At 69.9% G+C, this 23,879-nt stretch carries 22 protein-coding genes; 1 reads left to right on the forward strand and 21 read right to left on the reverse strand.

Annotated features, from left to right (window positions below; all coding sequences use genetic code 11):
• Nucleotides 1-199: 199 nt before the first annotated feature.
• The 12 genes from coaBC to pyrR all read right to left on the reverse strand — a co-directional run bounded on the left by coaBC (nt 200) and on the right by pyrR (nt 13,144).
• Nucleotides 200-1,402, reverse strand: a complete 1,203-nt coding sequence (gene coaBC / locus ACIA8E_RS20010; protein WP_399299830.1) for a bifunctional phosphopantothenoylcysteine decarboxylase/phosphopantothenate--cysteine ligase CoaBC — start codon at nt 1,400-1,402, stop codon at nt 200-202.
• A gap of 142 nt (nt 1,403-1,544) precedes the next feature.
• On the reverse strand, nt 1,545-1,817 hold the full coding sequence (gene rpoZ / locus ACIA8E_RS20015) for a DNA-directed RNA polymerase subunit omega (RefSeq protein ID WP_003970369.1): 273 nt from the start codon (nt 1,815-1,817) through the stop codon (nt 1,545-1,547).
• Between the two features lie 83 nt (nt 1,818-1,900).
• Nucleotides 1,901-2,518 (reverse strand): guanylate kinase, encoded by a 618-nt coding sequence (gene gmk / locus ACIA8E_RS20020; protein ID WP_037851577.1) that lies wholly within the window; start codon nt 2,516-2,518, stop codon nt 1,901-1,903.
• A 38-nt stretch (nt 2,519-2,556) separates the two neighbouring features.
• A complete protein-coding gene (locus ACIA8E_RS20025) occupies nt 2,557-2,880 on the reverse strand; it encodes an integration host factor (RefSeq protein ID WP_014157387.1) in 324 nt (107 codons plus the stop codon).
• 244 nt (nt 2,881-3,124) lie between these two features.
• Nucleotides 3,125-3,964 (reverse strand): orotidine-5'-phosphate decarboxylase, encoded by an 840-nt coding sequence (pyrF, locus tag ACIA8E_RS20030; RefSeq protein ID WP_330243834.1) that lies wholly within the window; start codon nt 3,962-3,964, stop codon nt 3,125-3,127.
• Nucleotides 3,961-5,070, reverse strand: a complete 1,110-nt coding sequence (locus ACIA8E_RS20035; protein ID WP_399299837.1) for a quinone-dependent dihydroorotate dehydrogenase — start codon at nt 5,068-5,070, stop codon at nt 3,961-3,963. Before ACIA8E_RS20035 ends, pyrF begins: the two co-directional genes overlap by 4 nt.
• A 65-nt stretch (nt 5,071-5,135) precedes the next feature.
• On the reverse strand, nt 5,136-8,444 hold the full coding sequence (carB, locus tag ACIA8E_RS20040) for a carbamoyl-phosphate synthase large subunit (protein WP_399299840.1): 3,309 nt from the start codon (nt 8,442-8,444) through the stop codon (nt 5,136-5,138).
• Nucleotides 8,437-9,579 carry a glutamine-hydrolyzing carbamoyl-phosphate synthase small subunit gene (gene carA, locus ACIA8E_RS20045; protein ID WP_399299843.1) on the reverse strand — a complete coding sequence of 381 codons (1,143 nt, stop codon included), beginning with the start codon at nt 9,577-9,579 and terminating at the stop codon, nt 8,437-8,439. Before carA ends, carB begins: the two co-directional genes overlap by 8 nt.
• Nucleotides 9,576-10,157 carry a hypothetical protein gene (locus ACIA8E_RS20050; protein WP_389034663.1) on the reverse strand — a complete coding sequence of 194 codons (582 nt, stop codon included), beginning with the start codon at nt 10,155-10,157 and terminating at the stop codon, nt 9,576-9,578. The genes carA and ACIA8E_RS20050 overlap by 4 nt, the downstream gene beginning before the upstream one ends.
• Complete coding sequence (locus ACIA8E_RS20055) at nt 10,154-11,440, reverse strand: dihydroorotase (RefSeq protein WP_399299846.1); 1,287 nt, start codon at nt 11,438-11,440, stop codon at nt 10,154-10,156. The genes ACIA8E_RS20050 and ACIA8E_RS20055 overlap by 4 nt, the downstream gene beginning before the upstream one ends.
• A gap of 2 nt (nt 11,441-11,442) precedes the next feature.
• Nucleotides 11,443-12,468, reverse strand: coding sequence for an aspartate carbamoyltransferase catalytic subunit (locus ACIA8E_RS20060; RefSeq protein WP_313941489.1), 1,026 nt, complete (start codon nt 12,466-12,468; stop codon nt 11,443-11,445).
• 91 nt (nt 12,469-12,559) lie between these two features.
• Nucleotides 12,560-13,144, reverse strand: a complete 585-nt coding sequence (gene pyrR, locus ACIA8E_RS20065; RefSeq protein WP_267006215.1) for a bifunctional pyr operon transcriptional regulator/uracil phosphoribosyltransferase PyrR — start codon at nt 13,142-13,144, stop codon at nt 12,560-12,562.
• Nucleotides 13,145-13,341: 197 nt separating this feature from the next.
• Between pyrR and bldD the strand changes: the two genes are divergently transcribed.
• Nucleotides 13,342-13,842: a transcriptional regulator BldD gene (gene bldD, locus ACIA8E_RS20070; protein WP_014157378.1), complete on the forward strand. Its 501-nt coding sequence runs from the start codon at nt 13,342-13,344 to the stop codon at nt 13,840-13,842.
• A gap of 665 nt (nt 13,843-14,507) precedes the next feature.
• Here the strand turns inward: bldD and nusB are convergent.
• The 9 genes from nusB to mltG form a co-directional block, all read right to left on the reverse strand.
• Nucleotides 14,508-14,939 (reverse strand): transcription antitermination factor NusB, encoded by a 432-nt coding sequence (nusB, locus tag ACIA8E_RS20075; RefSeq protein ID WP_267006214.1) that lies wholly within the window; start codon nt 14,937-14,939, stop codon nt 14,508-14,510.
• Between the two features lie 2 nt (nt 14,940-14,941).
• Nucleotides 14,942-15,508 carry an elongation factor P gene (efp, locus tag ACIA8E_RS20080; protein ID WP_114243496.1) on the reverse strand — a complete coding sequence of 189 codons (567 nt, stop codon included), beginning with the start codon at nt 15,506-15,508 and terminating at the stop codon, nt 14,942-14,944.
• A 50-nt stretch (nt 15,509-15,558) separates the two neighbouring features.
• Nucleotides 15,559-16,665, reverse strand: a complete 1,107-nt coding sequence (locus tag ACIA8E_RS20085) for an aminopeptidase P family protein (protein WP_399299852.1) — start codon at nt 16,663-16,665, stop codon at nt 15,559-15,561.
• 112 nt (nt 16,666-16,777) lie between these two features.
• Nucleotides 16,778-17,605, reverse strand: coding sequence for a Pro-rich N-terminal domain-containing protein (locus ACIA8E_RS20090; RefSeq protein WP_399299855.1), 828 nt, complete (start codon nt 17,603-17,605; stop codon nt 16,778-16,780).
• A gap of 146 nt (nt 17,606-17,751) precedes the next feature.
• Nucleotides 17,752-18,192: a type II 3-dehydroquinate dehydratase gene (gene aroQ / locus ACIA8E_RS20095; protein WP_313936329.1), complete on the reverse strand. Its 441-nt coding sequence runs from the start codon at nt 18,190-18,192 to the stop codon at nt 17,752-17,754.
• Nucleotides 18,189-19,835, reverse strand: coding sequence for a 3-dehydroquinate synthase (aroB, locus tag ACIA8E_RS20100; protein ID WP_399299859.1), 1,647 nt, complete (start codon nt 19,833-19,835; stop codon nt 18,189-18,191). The genes aroQ and aroB overlap by 4 nt, the downstream gene beginning before the upstream one ends.
• Nucleotides 19,832-21,016 (reverse strand): chorismate synthase, encoded by a 1,185-nt coding sequence (gene aroC / locus ACIA8E_RS20105; protein ID WP_399299862.1) that lies wholly within the window; start codon nt 21,014-21,016, stop codon nt 19,832-19,834. Before aroC ends, aroB begins: the two co-directional genes overlap by 4 nt.
• A gap of 148 nt (nt 21,017-21,164) precedes the next feature.
• Complete coding sequence (locus ACIA8E_RS20110; protein ID WP_399299865.1) at nt 21,165-21,992, reverse strand: shikimate dehydrogenase; 828 nt, start codon at nt 21,990-21,992, stop codon at nt 21,165-21,167.
• The gene (gene mltG / locus ACIA8E_RS20115) at nt 21,989-23,791 is read right to left on the reverse strand and encodes an endolytic transglycosylase MltG (RefSeq protein WP_399299867.1); all 1,803 of its coding nucleotides are present in this window, start codon (nt 23,789-23,791) and stop codon (nt 21,989-21,991) included. The genes ACIA8E_RS20110 and mltG overlap by 4 nt, the downstream gene beginning before the upstream one ends.
• Nucleotides 23,792-23,879 lie beyond the last annotated feature (88 nt).

The following is a 23,879-nucleotide window of genomic DNA, read 5'->3' on the forward strand; positions in this document are numbered from 1 at the left end:
ATCGTCCGGGAGCTGCGCCCGGCACGGTCCGCGACCCAGTTTATCGGTCGCTATCGGTTGTCGGACAACGTGTCTCGCCCTTTGGAAGTTCTGTGACATGCGGCACTGCTTGCTGCGGTACGACAATCACGTCCAGAAAAAACCCTGTACGCCCATTTTTAGGGGGTTTTGGTCTCTCGGGAGGGGAGAAACGAGGTATTCACACGAAACGCGCCGACACAAGATCCCAGATCGTGTCGGCGAGCCCTTCCTTGGGACCGTACGGCACGGGGGTCTCACCGCCGTCGGCCGCGAGCACCACCGCTTCGTTCTCCTCGGAGCCGAAGGTCTTGCGCTCCCCCACCTCGTTGACGACCAGGAGATCGCAGCCCTTTCGGCGGAGCTTCTCCCGGCCGTTGGCGAGGACGTCGTCGGTCTCGGCTGCGAAGCCGACGACGATCTGGCCCGGCGTGGCCCGCTCGGCGGCGACCTCGGCGAGGATGTCGGGATTGCGTACGAGCGTGATCGGGGCGGGCTCCTGGCCGTCCTTCTTCTTGATCTTCCCCTGGGCGTACTCGGCCGGGCGGAAGTCGGCGACCGCGGCCGCCATCACCACGACATCGGCGTCGGACGCGGCCTTCAGCACGGCTTCACGCAGCTGCACCGCGGTGCCGACCCGCACGACATCGGCGCCGGACGGATCGGGCATCCCGGTGTTGGCCTCGATGAGGGTGACGCGGGCGCCGCGGGCGACCGCGGTGCGGGCCAGCGCGTACCCCTGCTTGCCGGAGGAACGGTTGCCGAGGTAGCGGACCGGGTCGAGCGGCTCCCGGGTACCGCCCGCGCTGATCACCACGTGGCGGCCCGCCAGATCGGGTTCGACGGGCCCGCGAGCCAGCACCCGGCGGCAGACCTCGAAGATCTCGCCGGGGTCGGGCAGCCGGCCCTTGCCGGTGTCGACGCCGGTGAGCCGGCCGACGGCGGGCTCGATGACGACGGCGCCGCGCCGGCGGAGTGTGGCGACGTTCTCCTGGGTGGCGGGATGCTCCCACATCTCGGTGTGCATGGCGGGCGCGAAAACCACCGGACAGCGGGCGGTGAGCAGCGTGTTGGTGAGGAGGTCGTCGGCGAGGCCGTGGGCGGCCTTGGCCAGCATGTCGGCGGTGGCGGGGGCGACCACGACGAGGTCGGCACCCTGGCCGATGCGCACGTGCGGCACCTCGTGGACGTCGTTCCACACCTCGGTCGACACGGGGTGTCCGGAGAGCGCCGACCATGTCGCGGCGCCCACGAAGTTCAGCGCCGACCCGGTCGGGACGACGCGTACGTCATGACCGGACTCGGTCAGCCGTCGCAGCAGCTCACACGCCTTGTAGGCGGCGATGCCCCCGCTGACCCCCAGAACGACCTTCGGCTTCTCCACTGCGTCTCCCCGCACTCGGGTACGTACTCGGATACGTACACCCCCATGCTGCCTCACGGCGTCCGAGCGGCTCCCACAGCCCCGGACACACCACAGGCCCGACGGATGACCGCCGGGCCTGTGGTGAAGAAGCAATTCCTGCTTACTGCGCGGGGCCCTCGATGGCCTCGGAGGTCAGCAGGCCCGCGTTGATCTCGCGGAGCGCGATCGACAGCGGCTTCTCGTGCACGTGGGTGTCGACGAGCGGACCGACGTACTCGAGGAGGCCCTCGCCGAGCTGCGAGTAGTACGCGTTGATCTGGCGCGCGCGCTTGGCGGCGTAGATCACAAGGCTGTACTTCGAGTCGGTGGCCTCGAGGAGCTCATCAATCGGCGGGTTGATGATGCCCTCGGGCGTGGTGATGGAAGAGGACACTCTCTGCCTTCCGAAGGGGGTAAAAATCAAAGAGATCTTTGACAGTGCTGGTTCCGCCGGGGTGGCGATCCGGGTCGGCTGCGTCAGTCGCTGCTCTCACGGCGGGCGGAAGTCTGCAACATCAAGGCTAGCAGCTCGCGTGCCACGTCCTCGACGGAGGTGTTGACCAGCGTCGTATCGAACTCGGATTCGGCAGCGAGTTCGACCTTCGCGGCGGCGAGTCGTCGCTCGATGACCTCCGGCGCCTCGGTCCCTCGACCGGTGAGCCGGCGCACCAGCTCGTCCCAGCTGGGCGGGGCGAGGAAGACCAGCCGCGCGTCGGACATCGACTGACGGACCAGTCGCGCCCCCTGGAGATCGATCTCCAGGAGGACCGGTTCGCCCGCCTCCAGGCGTTCGAGCACGGCCCGGCGCGGTGTGCCGTAGCGGTTGCCGGCGAACTCGGCCCACTCGAGCAGCTCGCCGTTGGCGATCAGCTTGTCGAACTCGTCGTTGTCCACGAAAAAGTAGTGGACGCCGTTGCGCTCGCCGGGGCGCGGCCTGCGGGTCGTCGCCGACACCGAGAGCCAGACCTCGGGGTGGACCTTGCGCATATGGGCGACGACCGTGCTCTTGCCGACCCCGGAGGGGCCGGAGAGCACGGTCAGCCGCGGACGTACGTCCGGGGGTACGGGGGACGTCCCCCGGGATGTTGCAGCCATGGAGCGATTATCCCCGTTCTCAGGGGTGCCTGAGCACGTCAGGCGGCAGAGCCGCCGAACTCTCGCTCCAGGGAAGCAATCTGGTTGGAGCCGAGACCCCGGACCCGGCGGCTCTCGGAGATGCCGAGCCGCTCCATGATCTGCTTGGCGCGGACCTTGCCCACGCCGGGCAGGGACTCGAGAAGGGCGGAGACCTTCATCTTGCCGATGACGTCGTTCTCCTGGCCCTGCTTGATGACCTCGTGGAGGGAGGCGCCGGAGTGCTTGAGTCGATTCTTGACCTCGGCCCGCTCCCGGCGAGCCGCGGCGGCCTTTTCGAGCGCGGCTGCGCGCTGTTCAGGGGTAAGGGGCGGAAGAGCCACGCCTACGTCACCTCGGATGTCGATCTGTCGGATACGGACCGGTGAGGAACCTAATCGCCCCACACCTGGTGAGCAACGAACAACCTGTGCACGTTGGCTCTCGACGGAGACTAGCGGCCAAGACCGCCCGAGTCAGCGAGAACAGACGAAAAGTCCTGGTCAGCCTTGCCCGACCAGGACATTTCAGTCATAACTACCGAGATTTTTGGTCAGGATTCCGCCAACACGCTGTTACATGGCATCGTCAGCTTGCCGGGACGGCCGCGCGGACCTCGTCCGTGAGCCGATCGGCGGCTTCGCGCAGCCCTGACGCGTCGGGTCCGTGGCGCAGCACGCCCCGGCTCACGCTCGGCAGCACATTCCCCACCGCGGCGCCGAAGACACCCGGCAGATCGGCGGGGGTGGCGCCCTGCGCACCGATGCCGGGGGCCAGCAGCGGTCCGTTGACCGCCAGGTTCACCCCCGCGTCGCCGAGTGTGGCGCCGATCACCGCACCGACCGAGCCGAGCGGCGTGACGCCCTCGTTCTCGGCGGCCACGTGGTCGAGCATCAGCTGGGCCAGCGACCGGCCGTCTGCGGCGGTGGCGCGCTGCACCTCGGCCCCCTCCGGGTTGGAGGTGAGGCCGAGGACGAAGACGCCCGAACCGGAGAGGACGGCCGCGTCGAGCGCCGGTCGCAGCGAACCGAAGCCGAGGTACGGCGAGACGGTGAGCGCGTCGGAGAAGAGCGGCGAGCCCTCGTCCAGGTAGGTCGCCGCGTACGCGCCCATGGTGGAGCCGATGTCGCCGCGCTTGGCGTCCATCAGGACGAGCGCTCCGGCAGCCCGTGACTCTTCGACGGCCTTCTCCAGGACGGCGATGCCGCGCGAGCCGAACCGCTCGAAGAACGCCGACTGCGGCTTGAGGACGGCGACCCGGTCGGCCAGGGCCTCGACGACCGTACGGGTGAACCGCTCCAGGCCCGCGATGTCGTCGTTCAGGCCCCAGGCGGTGAGCAGCGAGGCGTGCGGGTCGATGCCGACGCAGAGCGGCCCGCGGGTGTCCATGGCGCGGCGCAGTCGCGCGCCGAAGGGTTCAGGGGTCACTTCATGACCTTCCGGGTCTCGGCGCCGACGGCCTCGGCGAGGGTGGCGTACGGGGAGGCGGCGAGGCGCGCGGCAAGACCCTTGTGGATCGCGCGGGCGTAGAACGGGCCCTCGTAGATGAAGGCGCTGTAGCCCTGGACGAGGGTGGCGCCGGCGAGGATGCGCTGCCAGGCGTCCTCGGCGGTCTCGATGCCGCCGACACCCACGAGGGTGATCTCGTCGCCGACGCGCGCGTAGAGCCGCTGCAGGACCTCCAGGGAGCGCCCCTTGAGGGGCGCGCCGGAGAGTCCGCCGGTCTCCTTGACCAGCGACGGCGAGGACTTCAGCCCGAGGCCGTCGCGGGCGATGGTGGTGTTGGTGGCGATGATGCCGTCCAGGCCCAGCTCGACCGCGAGGTCGGCGACCGCGTCGACGTCCTCGTCCGCCAGATCAGGGGCGATCTTGACGAGGAGCGGGACCCGGCGTTCGGTGACGGTCCGGTCGGCCGCCTCGCGCACGGCGGTGAGCAGCGGGCGCAGGGCCTCGGTGGCCTGGAGGTTGCGCAGGCCGGGTGTGTTGGGCGAGGAGACGTTGACGACGAGGTAGTCGGCGTGGCGGGCGAGCCGTTCGGTCGACTTCACGTAGTCGCCGACGGCTTCGGTCTCCGGCACGACCTTGGTCTTGCCGATGTTGACGCCGACCGTGGTCCGGAAGACGGGGTTGCGGGTGGCCAGGCGCTCGGCCACGGCCGCGGAGCCCTCGTTGTTGAAGCCCATGCGGTTGATCAGCGCACGGTCCGCCACGAGGCGGAAGAGGCGCTTCTTGGGGTTGCCGGGCTGCGGCTCGCCGGTGACCGTACCGATCTCGATGTGGTCGAAGCCGAGCATCGACATGCCGTCGATCGCGACAGCGTTCTTGTCGAAGCCCGCGGCGAGGCCGAACGGGCCGTGCATGCGCAGGCCGAGGGCCTCGGTGCGCAGCTCCTTGTAGCGGGGGGCGAGCGCCGCTGCGACGAACGTACGCAGCACGGGGATGCGGGCCGCGAGGCGGATCCACCGGAAGGCCAGGTAGTGGGCCTGCTCCGGGTCCATCCGCTTGAAGACCAGCTGGAAGAAGAACTTGTACATCGGGGTGTCCTCGGTGTCCTCACAGAGAGGGGGACACCGTTTCCGGTGTCCCCCTGCTGGGCCTGCTAGTCGCGCGCCGCGGTCAGATGTTCCGCGTGTTCCTGGAGGGAACGTACGCCGACGTCTCCGTGGTTGAGTGCGTCGATGCCCTGGACGGCGGCGGCGAGCGCCTGGACCGTCGTGAGGCACGGCACGGACCGGGCGACGGCCGCGGTACGGATCTCGTAGCCGTCGAGCCGGCCGCCCGTTCCGTACGGCGTGTTGACGATCAGGTCGACCTCGCCGTCGTGGATGAGCTGGACGATGGTCCTCTCGCCCTGCGGTCCGACGCCCTCGGACTGCTTGCGCACGACCGTGGCGTGGATGCCGTTGCGCTTGAGCACCTCGGCGGTACCGGACGTGGCCAGCAGCTCGAAGCCGTGGGCGACCAGCTCGCGCGCCGGGAAGATCATCGAGCGCTTGTCGCGGTTGGCGACGGAGATGAACGCGCGGCCCTTGGTGGGCAGCGGGCCGTACGCGCCGGCCTGCGACTTGGCGTACGCCGTGCCGAAGACCGAGTCGATGCCCATGACCTCACCGGTGGAGCGCATCTCCGGGCCGAGGACGGTGTCGACACCGCGGCCGTGGATGTCGCGGAACCGCGACCAGGGCATGACGGCCTCCTTGACGGAGATCGGCGCGTCGAGCGGCAGGGTGCCGCCGTCGCCGTTCTTCGGCAGCAGACCCTCCTCGCGCAGCTCGGCGACGGTCGCGCCCAGCGAGATGCGGGCGGCGGCCTTGGCGAGCGGAACCGCGGTCGCCTTCGAGGTGAAGGGGACGGTGCGCGAGGCGCGCGGGTTGGCCTCCAGGACGTACAGGATGTCGCCGGAGAGCGCGAACTGGATGTTGATCAGTCCGCGGACGCCGACGCCCTTGGCGATGCCCTCGGTGGAGGCCCGAAGCCGCTTGATGTCGTAGCCGCCGAGGGTGATCGGGGGGAGCGCGCAGGCGGAGTCGCCGGAGTGGATGCCGGCCTCTTCGATGTGCTCCATGACGCCGCCGAGGTAGAGCTCGGTGCCGTCGTAGAGCGCGTCGACGTCGATCTCGATGGCGTCGTCGAGGAAGCGGTCGACCAGGACCGGCCGGGTGGGGCTGATCTCGGTGGACTCGGCGATGTACGAGGACAGCCGTGCCTCGTCGTACACGATCTCCATGCCGCGGCCGCCCAGCACGTACGACGGGCGCACGAGCACGGGGTAGCCGATCTCGTCGGCGATGGCCTTGGCCTCGGCGAAGGTGGTGGCGGTGCCGTGCTTCGGGGCCGGGAGTCCGGCCTCGGCCAGGACGCGGCCGAAGGCGCCGCGGTCCTCGGCTGCGTGGATCGCCTCCGGCGAGGTGCCGACGACCGGCACGCCGTTGTCCTTGAGCGCCTGCGACAGGCCCAGCGGGGTCTGGCCGCCGAGCTGGACGATGACACCGGCGATCGGGCCCGCGAGGGACTCGGCGTGCACGATCTCCAGCACGTCCTCGAGCGTCAGCGGCTCGAAGTACAGGCGGTCGGAGGTGTCGTAGTCGGTGGAGACCGTCTCCGGGTTGCAGTTGACCATCACGGTCTCGTAGCCGGCGTCGCTCAGCGCGAAGGAGGCGTGGACGCAGGAGTAGTCGAACTCGATGCCCTGGCCGATGCGGTTGGGGCCCGAGCCGAGGATGATCACCGCGGGCTTGGTGCGGGTCGCGACCTCGCTCTCCTCGTCGTACGAGGAGTAGAAGTACGGCGTGTTCGCGGCGAACTCGGCGGCGCAGGTGTCGACCGTCTTGTAGACCGGGCGGATGCCGAGCGCGTGCCGCACCTCGCGGACGACGTCCTCGCGCAGGTCGCGGATCTCGGCGATCTGGGCGTCGGAGAAGCCGTGCCGCTTGGCCTCGGCGAGCAGCTCGGGGTCGAGCTTGTCGGCGGCGGCCAGTTCGTCCGCGATCTCCTTGATCAGGAACAGCTGGTCGACGAACCAGGGGTCGATCTTCGTGGCGTCGAAGACCTCCTCCTGGGTGGCGCCGGCCCGGATCGCCTGCATGACGGTGTTGATACGGCCGTCGGTCGGCCGGACCGCCTCGGCGAGCAACTCGGCCTTGTCGCCGGTCTCGCCGATGAAGGTGAACTGCGAGCCCTTCTTCTCCAGGGAGCGCAGCGCCTTCTGCAGTGCCTCGGTGAAGTTGCGGCCGATCGCCATGGCCTCGCCCACCGACTTCATGGTGGTGGTGAGTGTGGAGTCGGCGGACGGGAACTTCTCGAAGGCGAACCGCGGGGCCTTGACCACGACGTAGTCGAGCGTCGGCTCGAAGGAGGCCGGGGTCTTCTCGGTGATGTCGTTGGGGATCTCGTCGAGCGTGTAGCCGACGGCCAGCTTGGCGGCGATCTTGGCGATCGGGAAGCCGGTGGCCTTCGACGCCAGCGCCGAGGAGCGGGAGACGCGTGGGTTCATCTCGATCACGATGACGCGGCCGTCGGCCGGGTCGATGGCGAACTGGATGTTGCAGCCGCCGGTGTCGACGCCGACCTCGCGGATGATCGCGATGCCGATGTCGCGTAGCCGCTGGTACTCGCGGTCGGTGAGCGTCATCGCCGGGGCCACGGTGATCGAGTCACCCGTGTGGACGCCCATCGGGTCGAAGTTCTCGATGGAGCAGACGACCACGACGTTGTCGTTCTTGTCGCGCATCAGCTCCAGCTCGTACTCCTTCCAGCCGAGGATGGACTCCTCCAGGAGCACCTCGGTGGTCGGGGAGAGCGTGAGGCCCTGACCGGCGATCCGGCGCAGCTCCTCCTCGTCGTGCGCGAAGCCGGAGCCGGCGCCGCCCATGGTGAAGGAGGGGCGGACGACGACGGGGTAGCCGCCGAGCGTCTCGACGCCCCCCAGGACGTCGTCCATCGAGTGGCAGATGACGGAGCGGGCGGACTCGCCGTGGCCGATCTTGGATTTGACGGCTTCGACGACGCCCTTGAAGAGCTCGCGGTCCTCGCCCTTGTTGATGGCCTCGACATTGGCGCCGATGAGCTCGACGCCGTACTTCTCCAGGACACCGTTCTCGTGCATGGAGATCGCGGTGTTCAGCGCGGTCTGGCCGCCCAGCGTCGGGAGCAGCGCGTCGGGGCGCTCCTTGGCGATGATCTTCTCGACGAACTCGGGGGTGATCGGCTCGACGTACGTGGCGTCGGCGATCTCCGGGTCGGTCATGATCGTCGCCGGGTTGGAGTTCACCAGGATGACGCGCAGGCCCTCGGCCTTGAGGACGCGGCAGGCCTGGGTGCCGGAGTAGTCGAACTCGGCGGCCTGCCCGATGACGATCGGGCCGGAGCCGATGACCAGGACGGACTGGATATCGGAGCGCTTAGGCACGCTGGCCCTCCATCAGGGATACGAAACGGTCGAAGAGGTACGCGGCGTCGTGCGGGCCGGCAGCTGCCTCGGGGTGGTACTGGACGCTGAAGGCCGGCTGGTCGAGGAGCTGCAGTCCCTCGACGACCTGGTCGTTCAGACAGACGTGGGAGACCTCGGCGCGGCCGAACTTCGTGTCGGACACCTTGTCCAGCGGAGCGTCGACGGCGAAGCCGTGGTTGTGCGCGGTGACCTCGACCTTGCCGGTCGTCCGGTCCTGCACCGGCTGGTTGATGCCGCGGTGGCCGTACTTCAGCTTGTAGGTGCCGAAGCCGAGGGCACGGCCCAGGATCTGGTTGCCGAAGCAGATACCGAAGAGCGGCGTCCTCCGCTCCAGGACGCCCTGCATGACGGAGACCGGGTGGTCGGCGGTGGCCGGGTCACCGGGGCCGTTGGAGAAGAAGACTCCGTCGGGCTCGACCGCGTACACCTCGTCGAGGGTGGCGGTGGCGGGCAGGACGTGCACCTCGATGCCGCGCTCGGCCATCCGGTGCGGGGTCATGCCCTTGATGCCGAGGTCGATCGCGGCAACGGTGAACTTCTTCGTGCCGATCGCGGGGACGACGTATGTCTCCTTGGTCGCGACCTCGGCGGAGAGGTCGGCGCCCACCATCTCGGGGGCTTCCTTGACGCGGGCCAGCAGGGTGGCCTCGTCGGCGACGGCGTCACCGGAGAAGATGCCGACGCGCATGGCGCCGCGCTCGCGCAGGTGGCGGGTGAGGGCGCGGGTGTCGATGCCGCTGATGCCGACGACGCCCTGGCGCTCCAGCTCCTCGTCGAGCGATCGCTGCGAGCGCCAGTTGGAGGGCAGCCGCGCGGGGTCGCGCACCACGTATCCGGCGACCCAGATCCGCTGCGACTCGGGGTCCTCGTCGTTCACACCGGTGTTGCCGACGTGCGGGGCGGTCATCACGACGACCTGGCGGTGGTACGACGGGTCGGTCAGCGTCTCCTGGTAGCCCGTCATGCCGGTGGAGAACACCGCCTCGCCGAAGGTCTCCCCCACGGCCCCGTAGGCGCGGCCGCGGAAGGCGCGGCCGTCCTCCAGGACGAGTACGGCGGGAACCCTGGAGGCTCCCCGGGTGGAGGTCGTCATCGCGCGATGCCTTCCGTAGTGCTGTCGGTGAGGTGGTGGATGGCGTCGACCCAGGCCGGGTGCTCGGCCGAGTGGTCGGAGCGGAAGCCGGAGTCGATCAGCTTGTCGCCGAGCGCCCAGGTGATGATCAGCAGGCCGCCCTCGGGGAGGACCTTGCCCGCGATGCCCTTGTCGAGCCGGGCGTCACGCAGCTGCGCGGCCGGGACGAAGAAGTCGGCCGCCCCGGGGCGTACGACGTCGAGACCCTGTTCGGTCAGGGTGAGTTCGACGCGGCTGCGGGTGCCGAGGCCATGGGCGACGATCCGGTCGAGCCACTGCCCGGCGGTCGTCGAGGCGTGGTAGCGGCCGGTCATCGTCAGCAGGGGTGGCTGTGCCGCGTATCCGTCCGGCGTGGCGGGCAGATCCGGCAGGTCGGACTGCAGGCTTCCCCGCCACTTCCATCCCTGGCGCATCAGCCAGTAGACGAAGGCGATGAAGACGATGAGTCCGATCACCCAGCTGATGCGGGCGGAGAGGTCGGTCACGTCCGCCGACTTCTGCTCGGCGGCCAGCTGGTACAGGGGGGTGAGTGATGTCACGCGAGCTTCCCGTCGACGACCGTGGCACGGCCCCGCAGGAACGTGTGGGTGACGCGACCCGGCAGCTCGCGCCCCTCGTACGGGGTGTTGCGGCTGCGGGAGGCGAAGCCCGCGGGGTCCACGACTCCACGGTATGCCGGATCGACCAGCGTGAGGTTGGCAGGCTCACCGGCCGAGACGGGACGGCCGTGTCCTTCCAGCCGGCCGATGGCCGCGGGGCGGACGGACATCCGGTCCGCGACACCCGTCCAGTCGAGCAGACCGGTCTCGACCATCGTCTGCTGGACGACCGAGAGCGCGGTCTCCAGGCCCACCATGCCCATGGCGGCCGCGGCCCACTCGCAGTCCTTGTCCTCGTGCGGGTGCGGGGCGTGGTCGGTGGCGACGCAGTCGATCGTGCCGTCGGCGAGCGCCTCGCGCAGGGCCATCACATCGGCCTCGGTACGCAGCGGCGGGTTCACCTTGTAGACGGGGTCGTACGACCGTACGAGCTCGTCGGTGAGGAGCAGGTGGTGCGGGGTGACCTCGGCGGTGACGTTCCAGCCCTTGGACTTGGCCCAGCGGACGATCTCGACGGAGCCGGCGGTCGACAGGTGGCAGATGTGCACCCGGGAGTCGACGTGGGCGGCGAGGAGGACATCGCGGGCGATGATCGACTCCTCGGCGACGGCGGGCCAGCCACCGAGGCCGAGCTCGGCCGAGACGATGCCCTCGTTCATCTGGGCGCCCTCGGTGAGGCGGGGCTCCTGGGCGTGCTGGGCGACGACACCGTCGAACGCCTTCACGTACTCCAGCGCGCGCCGCATGATCACGGCGTCGTCGACGCACTTGCCGTCGTCGGAGAAGACTTTCACTCCGGCGGCCGAATCGTGCATGGCGCCGAGTTCTGCGAGGTGCTTGCCCTCCAGGCCGACGGTGACGGCGCCGATCGGCTGCACGTCGCAGTAGCCGGATTCCTTGCCGAGCCGCCAGACCTGCTCGACGACGCCGGCGGTGTCGGCGACCGGGAAGGTGTTGGCCATGGCGTGCACAGCGGTGAAGCCGCCGACCGCCGCGGCCTTGGTGCCGGTGAGGACGGTCTCGGAGTCCTCGCGGCCGGGCTCGCGCAGGTGGGTGTGGAGATCGACCAGACCGGGGAGCAGAATCTGCCCCTCGGCCTCGACCACCACGGCGTCTCCGGCGTCGATACCGGTACCGACCTGCGCGATGGTCTCGCCCTCGATCAGGACGTCCTGCGGCTCGCCGCCGAGGATCTTCGCGCCGCGAATAAGGATCTTGCTCATGGTTACTTGTTCTCCTCGGAGTCGGCGGGGCGCGCAGCGCTTCGATCAAGGGTGGCGGCGGGCGACGGGTGGGAGGGTGCGGCGGGCTCGGAGCCGCCCAGCAGCAGGTACAGGACCGCCATGCGGATCGAGACGCCGTTGGCGACCTGCTCGACGACCGTGCACCGGTCGGAGTCGGCGACCTCGGCGGTGATCTCCATGCCGCGGACCATCGGGCCGGGGTGCATGACGATGGCGTGCCCGGGCATCTTCGCCATGCGTTCACCGTCCAGGCCGTAGCGGCGGGAGTACTCGCGCTCGGTCGGGAAGTACGCGGCGTTCATCCGTTCACGCTGCACACGCAGCATCATCACCGCGTCGGACTTCGGCAGCACCTCGTCGAGGCTGTAGCTGACGTCGCACGGCCACTGCTCGACACCGACCGGGACGAGGGTCGGCGGAGCCACCAGCGTGACGTGGGCACCGAGGGTGTGCAGCAGGTGCACGTTGGAGCGGGCGACCCGGCTGTGCAGGATGTCGCCGACGATCGTGATCCGTCGCCCTTCCAGGTCCCGGCCGAGCCCGGCATCGGCCCCGACCAGCCTGCGGCGCATGGTGAAGGCGTCCAGGAGCGCCTGGGTGGGGTGCTCGTGCGTGCCATCACCGGCGTTGACGACGGCGCCGTCGATCCAGCCGGAGGTGGCGAGGCGGTACGGGGCGCCGGAGGCGCCGTGCCGGATGACGACGGCGTCCGCGCCCATCGCCTCCAGGGTCAGCGCGGTGTCCTTGAGCGACTCGCCCTTGGAGACGGACGAGCCCTTCGCGGAGAAGTTGATGACATCGGCGGAGAGGCGCTTGGCGGCGGCCTCGAAGGAGATGCGGGTACGCGTCGAGTCCTCGAAGAAGAGGTTGACGACGGTGCGGCCGCGCAGGGTCGGGAGCTTCTTGATCGGCCGGTCGGCGACGCGGGCCATCTCCTCGGCGGTGTCGAGGATCAGCACGGCATCGTCGCGGGTGAGGTCGGCGGCCGAGATGAGGTGACGCTTCATCTGGGTGTTCTCCGGGTGGCTGGAGGGTTCAGGCATGCGGGCGTGCGGAAGCTGTCGTACGACCGGATGTCGGCCGTACGGGTGAGTGCAGCTACTGCGCGCCCGCCGGGGCGGTCTGCTGGACACCGAGCAGCACGGCGTCGCGGCCGTCCTCCTCGGCCAGCTGGACCTTGACCGTCTCCCGCAGCGACGTGGGGAGGTTCTTGCCGACGTAATCGGCGCGGATCGGGAGTTCGCGGTGGCCGCGGTCGACAAGGACCGCGAGTTGCACCGCGCGGGGGCGGCCGATGTCGCCCAGCGCGTCGAGTGCGGCGCGGATCGTACGGCCGGAAAAGAGCACGTCGTCGACCAGGACGACCAGTCGGCCCTCGATACCCTCGCCGGGGATCTCGGTGCGGGCCAGGGCGCGTGCCGGGCGCAGCCGCAGGTCGTCGCGGTACATGGTGATGTCGAGGGAGCCGACCGGCACCTTGCGGCCGGTGATCTCTTCGAGCTTGTCGGCCAGCCGACGGGCGAGGAAGACGCCTCGTGTCGGGATGCCGAGGAGCACCACATCGTCGGCGCCCTTGGCGCGTTCGACGATTTCGTGGGCGATTCGGGTCAGTACTCGGGCGATGTCGGGAGCCTCGAGAACGGGGCGTGCCGCATTGCCGGTGGCTTCGTGCTGTGCGTCCATAAGAAACGGACCTCCTTCTCCGCCTCACTGGACGGACCTTAAAGGACGTCGAAATTTGCTTCATCAACGTTACCAGGCCTTGCACGGAGCCTTGGTCACAATCCCGGGAGGTGCCGGTGCGGACCATTCGGCTTGACGCATCCAAGTAACGCTGCGTAACCTCACAGTGAGTTACCAGACTTCGTCCGGGGAGCCTTATGTCCAGCGAATACGCAAAACAGCTCGGGGCCAAGCTCCGTGCCATCCGCACCCAGCAGGGCCTCTCCCTCCACGGTGTGGAGGAGAAGTCCCAGGGCCGCTGGAAGGCCGTCGTGGTCGGTTCGTACGAGCGCGGCGACCGTGCCGTGACCGTACAGCGTCTCGCCGAGCTGGCGGACTTCTACGGTGTCCCGGTGCAGGAGCTTCTGCCCGGTACGACGCCCGGCGGGGCCGCCGAGCCGCCGCCCAAGCTTGTCCTGGACCTGGAGCGCCTCGCCCACGTCCCGCCGGAGAAGGCCGGACCGCTGCAGCGCTACGCGGCGACGATCCAGAGCCAGCGCGGTGACTACAACGGCAAGGTGCTCTCGATCCGCCAGGACGACCTGCGCACGCTGGCCGTGATCTACGACCAGTCGCCGTCCGTGCTCACGGAGCAGCTGATCAGCTGGGGCGTCCTGGATGCGGACGCGCGCCGCGCGGTCGCCCACGACGAGGGCTGACGTGCTGGCCTGAAGCCCCGAAGAAACGTAACGCCGGGTTGCCCGGGTCCCCCATTCGGGCCCCGGCATCCCGGCGTTTTTTGCTGCCCGGGACCGGGGCGAGGGTTCCGTCCTCCGACGCGGACGGACTTGCTCATGGGCACCGTGTCCCCGGACCGTCGCCTCTGCCCGGTGGTGGGGTGGGCCGTGCCCCTCCGGGGCGTCTGCCCGCAACTGGCGCGGAAACCGACTGCACGACCGAACCCGGCACGTGCGCCAGCCCCTGCGGGGACTCCCCTGCACGGCTCCACCCATGTATCACTCGCGCCCCGGTGGTCGTGGCACGGAGGCACACCGGCCGCTGACGCGCACCGGCCGGTCCGGGGCCGTGCAGCGGGTCCCCGCAGGACGACGAGCGGATACCCGGGCTCCCCCGACGACGAGCCCGAACGTTCGTCGTTCGAGGAAACACCCCGGAGGGGCCCCGGGCCACCACCCACCGGCAGGGGCCGCGGTACCACCCGTTGCCGGGCAACACTTTCAAGCCCGTCCGGCGATCGACGACGGAACCCTCCGCCCTGGACCGGGGCACCGCACCGAACTCCTGCCCGGCCAAGGGCCCCGTACGCCGAAGGGCCCACGGTCATGCGACCGTGGGCCCTTCGTGGGCTGAACGCCGCCAGAAGCTACGACTCCCGGCGAAGGTTCGGCTTGAGGTCCTTGAAGCGGGCCAGCAGCCCGTTCACGAAGGACGGGGAGTCATCGGTGGAGAACTCCTTGGCGAGCTGGACCGCCTCATCGATCACCACCGCGTCCGGCGTCCCGTCCACCCAGATCAGCTCGTACGCACCGAGCCGCAGGATGTTCCGGTCGACGACCGGCATGCGGTCGATCTCCCAGTCCACGGCGTAGGTGATGATGAGGTCGTCGATCCGGTCGGCGTACTGCGCGTACCCCTCGACGAGCTCCATCGTGTACTCGGTGACCGGGGGCTGACGGGTGTCGGACCGCGAGTGCCGCACCCAGTCCGCGAGAACCGTCTGCACGGACTCACCGCGCTGGTCGGCCTCGAAGAGGATCTGGAAGGCTCGCTTGCGGGCCGTGTTCCGAGCAGCCACGGTTAGCTGTTCACCCGGCCGAGGTAGTCGCCCGTGCGGGTGTCGACCTTGATCTTCTCACCCGTGGTGATGAAGAGCGGGACGCCGATCTCGTAACCGGTCTCCAGCGTGGCGGGCTTGGTGCCGCCGGTGGAGCGGTCGCCCTGGACGCCCGGGTCGGTGTGCTGGATGGTCAGCTCGACGGCGGCCGGCAGCTCGACGTAGAGCACCTCGCCCTCGTGCTGGGCGACGGAGGCCGTGAAGCCCTCGATCAGGAAGTTGGCGGCGTTGCCGACAGCCTTGCGGTCGACCATGAGCTGGTCGTACGTGTCCATGTCCATGAAGACGAAGTACTCGCCGTCCATGTACGAGAACTGCATGTCGCGGCGGTCAATGGTGGCCGTCTCGACCTTCACGCCGGCGTTGAACGTCTTGTCGACGACCTTGCCGGACAGCACGTTCTTGAGCTTGGTGCGCACGAAAGCCGGGCCCTTGCCGGGCTTGACGTGCTGGAACTCGACGACGGACCAGAGCTGGCCTCCGTCGAGCTTGAGCACCAGGCCGTTCTTGAGGTCGTTCGTGGAAGCCACGGTTGCGGAATCTCCTGGACTGAAAGCTGGTGGACAACCAAGGATGCGCGCTAGAGCGCGAGCAGCTCCTTGGTCGTAATGGTGAGTAGCTCGGGTCCGCCGTCCGCCTCGGGGCGCACGACGAGCGTGTCATCGATCCGGACCCCGCCCCGGCCCGGGAGGTGAACCCCCGGTTCGACGGTGACCGGCACACAAGCGTCCAGTTTACCCATGGCTGCCGGTGCCAGCTGCGGGTCCTCGTCGATTTCGAGCCCCACTCCGTGCCCGGTCCAAGGTGCGAGACCGTCACCGTGGCCCGCGGAGTCCAGGAGATGGCGGGCCGCGCGGTCCACATCGCGGTACGCGGCGCCGGGTACCAGGGCCTCGCGTCCGGCCCGCTGAGCGGCGAAAACCAGGTCGTAGAGGTCGATCTGCCAGGAGGCCGGCGCGGTCCCGATGACAAATGTACGACCGATCTCGCACCGGTAGCCACGATAGTTCGCGCCGAGGCAGACGGAGAGGAAATCTCCCTCCTCGACCCGCCGGTCGGAGGGCCGGTGACGGCCCTGGCCCGAATTGGGCCCGGTGGCGACGGATGTGGAGAAGGCGGGTCCGTCGGCGCCGTGGTCCACCAGTCGCCGTTCCAGTTCCAGTGCGAGATGCCGTTCGGTGCGCCCGACGAGGATCGATTCGAGGAGTTCGCCGAGCGCCTGGTCGGTGATCTCGGCGGCGATCCGCAGGCAGGCGATCTCCTCCTCGTCCTTGACGATGCGCAGCTGCTCCACCGTGGCGCCGAGGTCGGCCAGCCGGAGCCGCGGGGCGACCGCGTGCATGGCCCGGTGGCGGGCGACCGTCAGATCGTGTTCCTCCACGGCGAGCGATTCCGCGCCGGAGGAGGTGGCCAGGTCGGCGGCTGCGACCACCGGATCGCCGTCGGTGGCGGGCAGCAGGGCCAGCCGCAGCTCGTCGTCGGTGCGCCCCTGGACGGGATCGCCGGTCGGCGCCCGGGGGCAGACCAGGACGTCCTCGTCGGGACCGAGCAGCAGCACGGCACCTGGGGGCGCCCCGCCCGCGAGGTAGCGGACGTTGGCGGGGCGGGAGACGAGAGCGGCCGCGGATCCGACGGCGGCGCACCGGTCCCGCAGCAGCGCGCGGCGGACGGTGTACACCTCTGACATGCCACGAGCCTACGAGCGGGAGCGCCGGGCTGCCCGGTCAGCGCATCCGACCGGGGGCCGCAGCAGGCCGGGGCCCGCGCTCAGGTGTGCGGATCCGGGACCCGCCGGGCCGTCACCATGCGGGCGGGCTGGCTATGGAGCGGGCGAGTATGTCGTCGAGGACGCGGGCCGTGGTCTCCACGTCGTAGGTCGAGTTGTCGATGATCGGCAGCCCCGAGCCGTACCAGCCCGCCATCCTGCCGTGGATCCGGGCGACCTCCTCGTCCGACAGCCGGCGGTTGCCGCTGCGGGCGGCGTTGCGCTCCAGCACGATCTCCAGGCCGGGGAGGAGCACCACGGGCAGCAGCCCCGGGCCCACATGGCGCTTCCAGCCGCCGAGGCCCACGACCGGGCGGTCGGGGAACACCGCGTCGTCGAGGATGCAGGAGATGCCGTTGGCCAGGAAATTGCGGGCGGCGAAACCGCAGGTGCGGCGGGCCAGCCGGTACTGGGCCTCCGAGTGGTCGTTCCACCCGGCCTGCGGGTCGGCGAAGCCGGAGCAGACCCATTCGCGGACGTCGTCGAGGCTGACGTGCGCCGTGGGGACCCGGCGGCGGCTGGCCCACAGCTTCGCCACGGTGGTCTTGCCCGCGCCCGCCGGACCGATCAGGAGGACGGCGAGCGTCGCCGTGCCCGTGCCGGGCTCGGCGGGTGGTGCGGGCAGCGGGACGGGCCCGCCGGGCGGCAGCTGGATGTGCCCGGTGGTCTCCCGGGAGACAGGCGCGGGCGCGTGGTGCGGGGCGGGCCCGGTCCAGCCCTGGCCCTGGGATGCCGGCGGGGGCGGGGGCGGCGGCCCCGCTGGACCGGGGGGGCCGGGGTGCTGGGCCTGATGCGTCCAGCCGACAGGTCCGTTTCCGGGTCCTGGGGGCGGCGGCAGCGGGGCCCCCACTGCGTGCTGCATCCGGTGCCACTCCGTCTCGTACAGGCAACTGGCGCTGGTGGAACGGCAACCGTACCGTCCCCGGCCGCCACAGAGGCAACGGTCGGGGACGGTTCGGAGTGCCCGTCGGCCGGGTCCGGCCGTCCGGCACGCGGCCTGCCGGTACGTCAGTCCGTCAGTTCGTCCGCGAGGGCGCGGAGCGCGAGCCGGTAGGAGCCGATACCGAATCCGGCCACGGTCCCTGTGGCAACCGGTGCGACCACGGAGGTGTGGCGGAATTCCTCCCGGGCGTACGGGTTCGAGATGTGCACCTCGATCAACGGGGCGGTTCGCTGCGCGGCCGCGTCCCGCATTCCGTACGAGTAGTGGGTGAACGCTCCCGGGTTGAGAACGACCGGAATCGAACCGTCCGCTGCCTCGTGCAGCCAGCGGATCAGCTCGCCCTCGTCGTTGGTCTCCCGGACGTCGACGTCGAAGCCGAGCTCCTTGCCGAGCGCACGGCAGGTCTCGACGAGTCCGGCGTACGAGGTCGCTCCGTACACATCGGGCTCGCGGGATCCGAGCCGGCCGAGATTCGGCCCGTTGAGCACGAAGACCCTGCGGGTCACGCCGATACCTCCCCGTACGCGGCGAGCAGCACCGCCGGGTCGGGGCCCTCCAGGACGGTGGGCTTGCCCAGACCGTCGAGGACGATGAAGCGGAGCAGGTCGCCGCGGGACTTCTTGTCGACCTTCATGTTCTCCAGCAGCTTGGGCCACTGGTCACCGCGGTAGGTGAGCGGCAGTCCGACCGACTCCAGGATCGCCCGGTGCCGGTCGGCGGTGGCGTCGTCGAGGCGGCCGGCCAGCCGGCCGAGCTCGGCGGCGAAGACCATCCCGATGGAGACGGCCGCGCCGTGGCGCCACTTGTAGCGCTCGTTCTTCTCGATGGCGTGACCGAGGGTGTGACCGTAGTTGAGGATCTCACGCAGACCGGACTCCTTGAGGTCGCTGGAGACGACCTCGGCCTTGACCCGGATGGAGCGCTCGATGAGCTCGGCGGTGTGTGGTCCGGCGGGCGTACGGGCACCTTCCGGGTCCGACTCGATCAGGTCGAGGATCGCGGGGTCGGCGATGAAACCGGCCTTGATGATCTCGGCCATGCCGCTGACGTAGTCGTGCACGGGCAGCGAGTCGAGGGAGGCGAGGTCGCAGAGCACCCCGGCCGGCGGGTGGAAGGCGCCGACGAGGTTCTTGCCCTCGGCGGTGTTGATGCCCGTCTTGCCGCCGACGGCCGCGTCGACCATGGCGAGCACCGTCGTCGGTACGGCGATCCAGCGCACCCCGCGCAGCCAGGTCGCCGCGACGAACCCGGCCACATCCGTGGTGGCGCCGCCGCCGACGCCGACGATCACATCGGTACGGGTGAAGCCGGTCTGGCCGAGCGCCTTCCAGCAGTACGCCGCGACCTCGACGGTCTTGGCCTCCTCGGCGTTCGGCAGCTGGATCGCGATGGCCTCGTACCCCTGGTCGGCGAGGTCCTGACGGACCGCCTCGCCGGTCTCGGCGAGCGCCTCGGGGTGCAGGACCGCGACCCGCTGGGCTCGGTCTCCGATGAGCGACGGCAGCTCGCCGAGCAGCTGCCGGCCGATCAGCACCTCGTACGGGTCGGTGCCCGCACTGCCGGCGATCTGGATGCGCGTGGGTCCCTGGTCCGTCATGTGTGTGTTCTCCCGGCCGGGCGCTGCGGGGTCGCCCGCGCGCTCCGGCAGTTCCAGTGCGTCGAGGACCGCTTGGGCGACCTCTTCGGGGGTGCGCCCGTCGGTGGCGACGGTCGCCCTGGCCACCTCGGTGTAGAGGTGGCGGCGGGCGTCCATCAGCTCGCGCCACTGCCGGCGCGGGTTGACGGCGAGCAGCGGGCGCGCGGTGTTCAGCCCGACCCGCTTGACGGCCTCCTCGACGTCCATCGAGAGGTAGGCGACCGCGTGGTCGGCGAGCAGGGTGCGGGTCGTCTCGTCGAGTACGGCTCCACCGCCGAGCGAGAGGACGCCCGTGTGCTCGGCGACCGCAGCGCGTACCGCCTCTCGCTCGAGCTCGCGGAAGTGTTCCTCGCCCTCGTCGTAGAAGATCTCGGAGATCGGCTTGCCCGCCGTGGCCACGACGTCCGCGTCGGTGTCCCGGTAGGTGGTGCCGAGCCGGTCGGCGAGGAGCTCACCGACCGTGGACTTGCCGACGCCCATCGGGCCGACGAGGACGATCAGCGGGCCGCTCATCGGATCTGGAGGTGGTCGAGGTACGACTGGACGTTGCGGTGGGTCTCGGGGACGCTGTCGCCGCCGAACTTCTCCGCAACGGCGTCGGCCAGGACCAGCGCGACCATCGCCTCGGCAACGATCCCGGCGGCCGGCACGGCGCAGACATCGGAGCGCTGGTGGTGCGCCTTGGCGGGCTCCCCGGTGACGACGTCGACGGTGGCCAGCGCGCGGGGCACGGTCGCGATGGGCTTCATCGCGGCGCGGACCCGCAGCAGCTCTCCGGTGGTCAGGCCGCCCTCGGTGCCGCCGGAACGGCCGGAGGAGCGCTTGATGCCGTCCTCGGTGACCAGGATCTCGTCGTGCGCCTTCGAGCCGGGGACCCGGGCCAGGTCGAAGCCGTCCCCGACCTCGACACCCTTGATGGCCTGAATGCCCATGAGGGCGGCGGCGAGGCGGGCGTCGAGACGCCGGTCCCAGTGCACGTGCGAGCCGAGGCCGACCGGCACGCCGTACGCGAGCACCTCGACCACACCGCCGAGGGTGTCGCCGTCCTTGTGGGCCTGGTCGATCTCGGCGACCATTTCCTTGCTCGCGGCGGCGTCGAGGCAGCGCACCGGGTCGGCGTCGAGCTTCTCGACGTCGGCAGGCGTGGGGTAGACGCCGTAGGGCGCCTTGGCCGCGGCCAGTTCGACGACGTGGCTGACGATCTCGATGCCCGCCGTCTCCTTGAGGTACGACCGCGCGACGGCTCCGAGCGCCACCCGGGCCGCGGTCTCCCGGGCGCTGGCGCGCTCCAGGATCGGCCGGGCCTCGTCGAAGCCGTACTTCTGCATGCCCGCGAGGTCGGCGTGGCCGGGGCGGGGGCGGGTCAGCGGGGCGTTGCGGGCCAGCTTGGCCAGCTCGTCGGGGTCGACCGGGTCGGCCGACATGACCTGCTCCCACTTGGGCCATTCGGTGTTGCCCACCATCACGGCGACCGGGGAGCCCATGGTGAGCCCGTGGCGCACCCCGCCGAGGAAGGTGACCTCGTCCTTCTCGAACTTCATGCGAGCGCCGCGGCCATAGCCGAGCCGCCGCCGGGCGAGTGCGTCCGCCACCATCTCCGTGGTGATCGGGACACCGGCGGGAAGACCTTCCAGCGTCGCCACCAGTGCGGGGCCGTGCGACTCCCCTGCGGTCAGCCAGCGCAACCTGCTCAACGGTGCTCCTCATGCTCGCGCCTGAAACTGCAACGGCGCGACCGGGTGCGCGGCCCTGGCCCGCCGCCTTTGATCCTCCCACGCCCTGGCCCCCCATCCGGCCGCCGGTCCAGCAGACGGACGGATCCGGCCCCTGGAGCACGCGTGGTCAGCGGGCGGCGAGCGCCTCTTCGCCGGCCCGCCGCATGGCCGCGAGGGGAGCGGGCGCGTGGCCCGTCATCTGCTCGACCTGGAGGACGGCCTGGTGCACCAGAAGGTCGAGACCTCCGACGACTGCGCCACTCCGGGCCGACCAGGCGGCGGCGAGTCCGGTCGGCCAGGGCTCGTACAGCACATCGAAGAGCGTACCGGGAGCACCCGGCACCGCGTCGGCAAGCGTGTCCGTGGCGCCGGCGGGCGTGGTCGCGATCACCAGGGGTGCCCGCAGCGCCTGCTCCGCGTCCGCCCAGTCGGCGATCCGGACGTCGACGCCGAGCCGTTCGCCCCAGCCACGCATTTCGTCGCCGCGCTCCCGGCTTCGTACGTAGGCGGTGACCGGTCCGGTACAGATCTCCGACAGTGCGGCGAGTGCGGAGGACGCGGTGGCCCCGGCGCCGAGTACCGCGGCGGAATCCGTCTTCTCGACGCCACGCTCGCGCAGCGCGGCGATCATGCCGGGGATGTCGGTGTTGTCTCCGACGCGACGGCCGTCCTGGGTGAGGACCACAGTGTTGACGGCCTCGACCGAGGACGCGGTCCCGCTGATGGAGTCCAGCAGCGGGATGACCGCGCGCTTGAGCGGCATGGTCAGTGAAAGACCGACCCACGTGGAGTCGAGTCCCTGGACGAACCCGGGGAGCGCGGCCTCGTCGATCTCGAAGCGGTCGTACAACCATCCGGTGAGGCCGAGTTCGGCGTATGCCGCCCGGTGCAGGACCGGGGAGAGCGAGTGGGCGATGGGCGAGCCGAGGACGGCCGCCCGTCGGATGGTGCTCACTGACCCGACTTCTCCTGTTCGTACTTCTTGCGATTGCGTTCGTGCTCTTCGTTGGTGACCGCGAACACGGTCTTGTCCGCGGTCACGGACACGAAGTAGTACCAAGGCCCGGGAGTGGGCTTGATCGCCGAGTGAAGCGCCGCTTCGCCGGGGTTGTTGATGGGACCCGGCGGCAGACCGTGGACGTAGTACGTGTTGTACGGGTCCTTGAACTTCCGCAGGTCCGCCACCGGGCCCGTGTCCAGGGTGCTCTGGGCCTTGGCGTAGTTCACGGTGGAGTCGAAGTCGAGCAGTCCGTAGGTCTCGGTGTTGTTGGGCTTGAGCCGGTTGTAGACGACCCGGGCGACCTTGTCGAAGTCGTGCTTGTACTTGCCCTCGGCCTGAACAAGGCTGGCGACCGTGATCAGCTGCCAGGGGCTCTTGAGACCCAGCTTCTTGGCGTTCGACTCCAGGTCGACCTTGCCGTACTCCTCCTTGGCCCGGGAGACCATCTTCTTGAGGACGGCCTCGGGCTTCATCTCCTTGGTGACCGGGTAGGCCGCGGGATAGAGGAAGCCCTCCAGCCGGTCGTCGACGGCCGGGTCGTCGTCGGCCCAGTCCGGCAGCCCGAGACCGCCGACGTTCTTCTTGGCGACGTCTTTGGTGGTACCGGCCTTGAGGCCGAGCTTCGTGTCGACCATCTTGTAGACATTCCTGTTGGTCGTGCCCTCAGGAATGATCAGCAGATTCTGGCTCTTCGGGTCGAGCATCATCTTCACGGCCTCGGCCGCGGACATGTGCTCGTTGAGGACATAGACGCCCGCCTGGATCGATTTCCCCTTGGGGTTCTCGGTCTGCGCCGCGACGAAGGCGTCGACGCTCTTGACGACGCCCTTCTCCTTCAGGATGTTGCCGATCTCGTTGCCGAGGGCGAGCTTCGGGATCTCCACCTCGACGCTGCCGGAGCCCTGGCCCGAGTAGTCGGGTGCGGGGCCGAATTGTTTCTGCCAGTACGTGTAGCCGAAGTAGGCCGCGCCGCCGAGACCGCCGGCGAGGACCAGGGAGACGACGAGGCACGCGCAGCCGTTGCGGCTCTTCTTCTTGCCCTTGCCGCGGCGTTCGCTGCCGCCGCCCTTGCGCGACTCACGCGGGTCGTCGTCGTACTCGTCATCGTCGTCACGGGGGCGCCGGACATCGCGGTCGTCGTCGACGCCCGTGAAGAAGGGGTGTGTCTCCTCCTCGGGCTCGTCCGGGTCCCAGTCGGGGTTACGTGGTGAGGCCTGTTCGGGCGCGGCCTCACGCCGGCCCGGGGGCTGCGGCGGCGGGTACGCCTCGGGAGTGCCGTAGGGGTCGTGCGATGCGCTGTAACCACCCTGCCGGTTCCCGTACGCGTCCTGCGCCTGACCGTCGTACTGCGGCATCGCTGCGGGCTGCTGACCGGTGTCCCAGCCGCCGTTGTACTGCTGGTGCTGCGGAGCCTGCTGAGCGTACGGGTCGTGCTGCTGCTGCGGCTGCTGCGCATACGGGTCCTGGGCGTACGGGTCGTGCTGCTGCGGCTGCCGCTGCTGCGCATACGGGTCCTGCGCGTACGGGTCCTGCGGCGAGCCGTACTGCTGGTGCTGCTGATGCTGCGGGTACATCTGCTGCGGCTGCTGCTGCTGCTGCTGCTGAGCGTAGGGGTCCTGCGGATAGGACTGCTGCGGGCCGCCGTACTGACTCTGGCCGTGGGCAGCCTGCTGGCCGTCCCATCCCTGGTCCCCATAGAGGGGATCCTCGGGATGCCACGGTTCGGAGCCGGGGCCCCGGCCATACTCAGTCATCGATCCCCTAGAGCCGCGAGACGCACTTCCGCCTCTTTGCTGTGCGGTGTTTGTTCGAACACCGCCGCATCGCGCGGAACGTTACCGT

It is taken from the genome of Streptomyces sp. NPDC051664, assembly GCF_044453545.1.
GTDB lineage: Bacteria > Actinomycetota > Actinomycetes > Streptomycetales > Streptomycetaceae > Streptomyces.

Bases quoted from the DNA above. Each gene is read 5' to 3' on its own strand.
- ACIA8E_RS20060 (WP_313941489.1), bottom strand. From the start codon at position 12,468: ATGAAGCGTCACCTCATCTCGGCCGCCGACCTCACCCGCGACGATGCC.
- pyrR (WP_267006215.1), bottom strand. From the start codon at position 13,144: ATGGACGCACAGCACGAAGCCACCGGCAATGCGGCACGCCCCGTTCTC.
- ACIA8E_RS20085 (WP_399299852.1), bottom strand. From the start codon at position 16,665: ATGTCAGAGGTGTACACCGTCCGCCGCGCGCTGCTGCGGGACCGGTGC.
- ACIA8E_RS20055 (WP_399299846.1), bottom strand. From the start codon at position 11,440: ATGAGCAAGATCCTTATTCGCGGCGCGAAGATCCTCGGCGGCGAGCCG.
- ACIA8E_RS20035 (WP_399299837.1), bottom strand. From the start codon at position 5,070: ATGTACAAGTTCTTCTTCCAGCTGGTCTTCAAGCGGATGGACCCGGAG.
- ACIA8E_RS20090 (WP_399299855.1), bottom strand. From the start codon at position 17,605: ATGCAGCACGCAGTGGGGGCCCCGCTGCCGCCGCCCCCAGGACCCGGA.
- aroB (WP_399299859.1), bottom strand. From the start codon at position 19,835: ATGAGCGGCCCGCTGATCGTCCTCGTCGGCCCGATGGGCGTCGGCAAG.
- gmk (WP_037851577.1), bottom strand. From the start codon at position 2,518: ATGGCTGCAACATCCCGGGGGACGTCCCCCGTACCCCCGGACGTACGT.
- carA (WP_399299843.1), bottom strand. From the start codon at position 9,579: ATGACGACCTCCACCCGGGGAGCCTCCAGGGTTCCCGCCGTACTCGTC.
- mltG (WP_399299867.1), bottom strand. From the start codon at position 23,791: ATGACTGAGTATGGCCGGGGCCCCGGCTCCGAACCGTGGCATCCCGAG.
- bldD (WP_014157378.1), top strand. From the start codon at position 13,342: ATGTCCAGCGAATACGCAAAACAGCTCGGGGCCAAGCTCCGTGCCATC.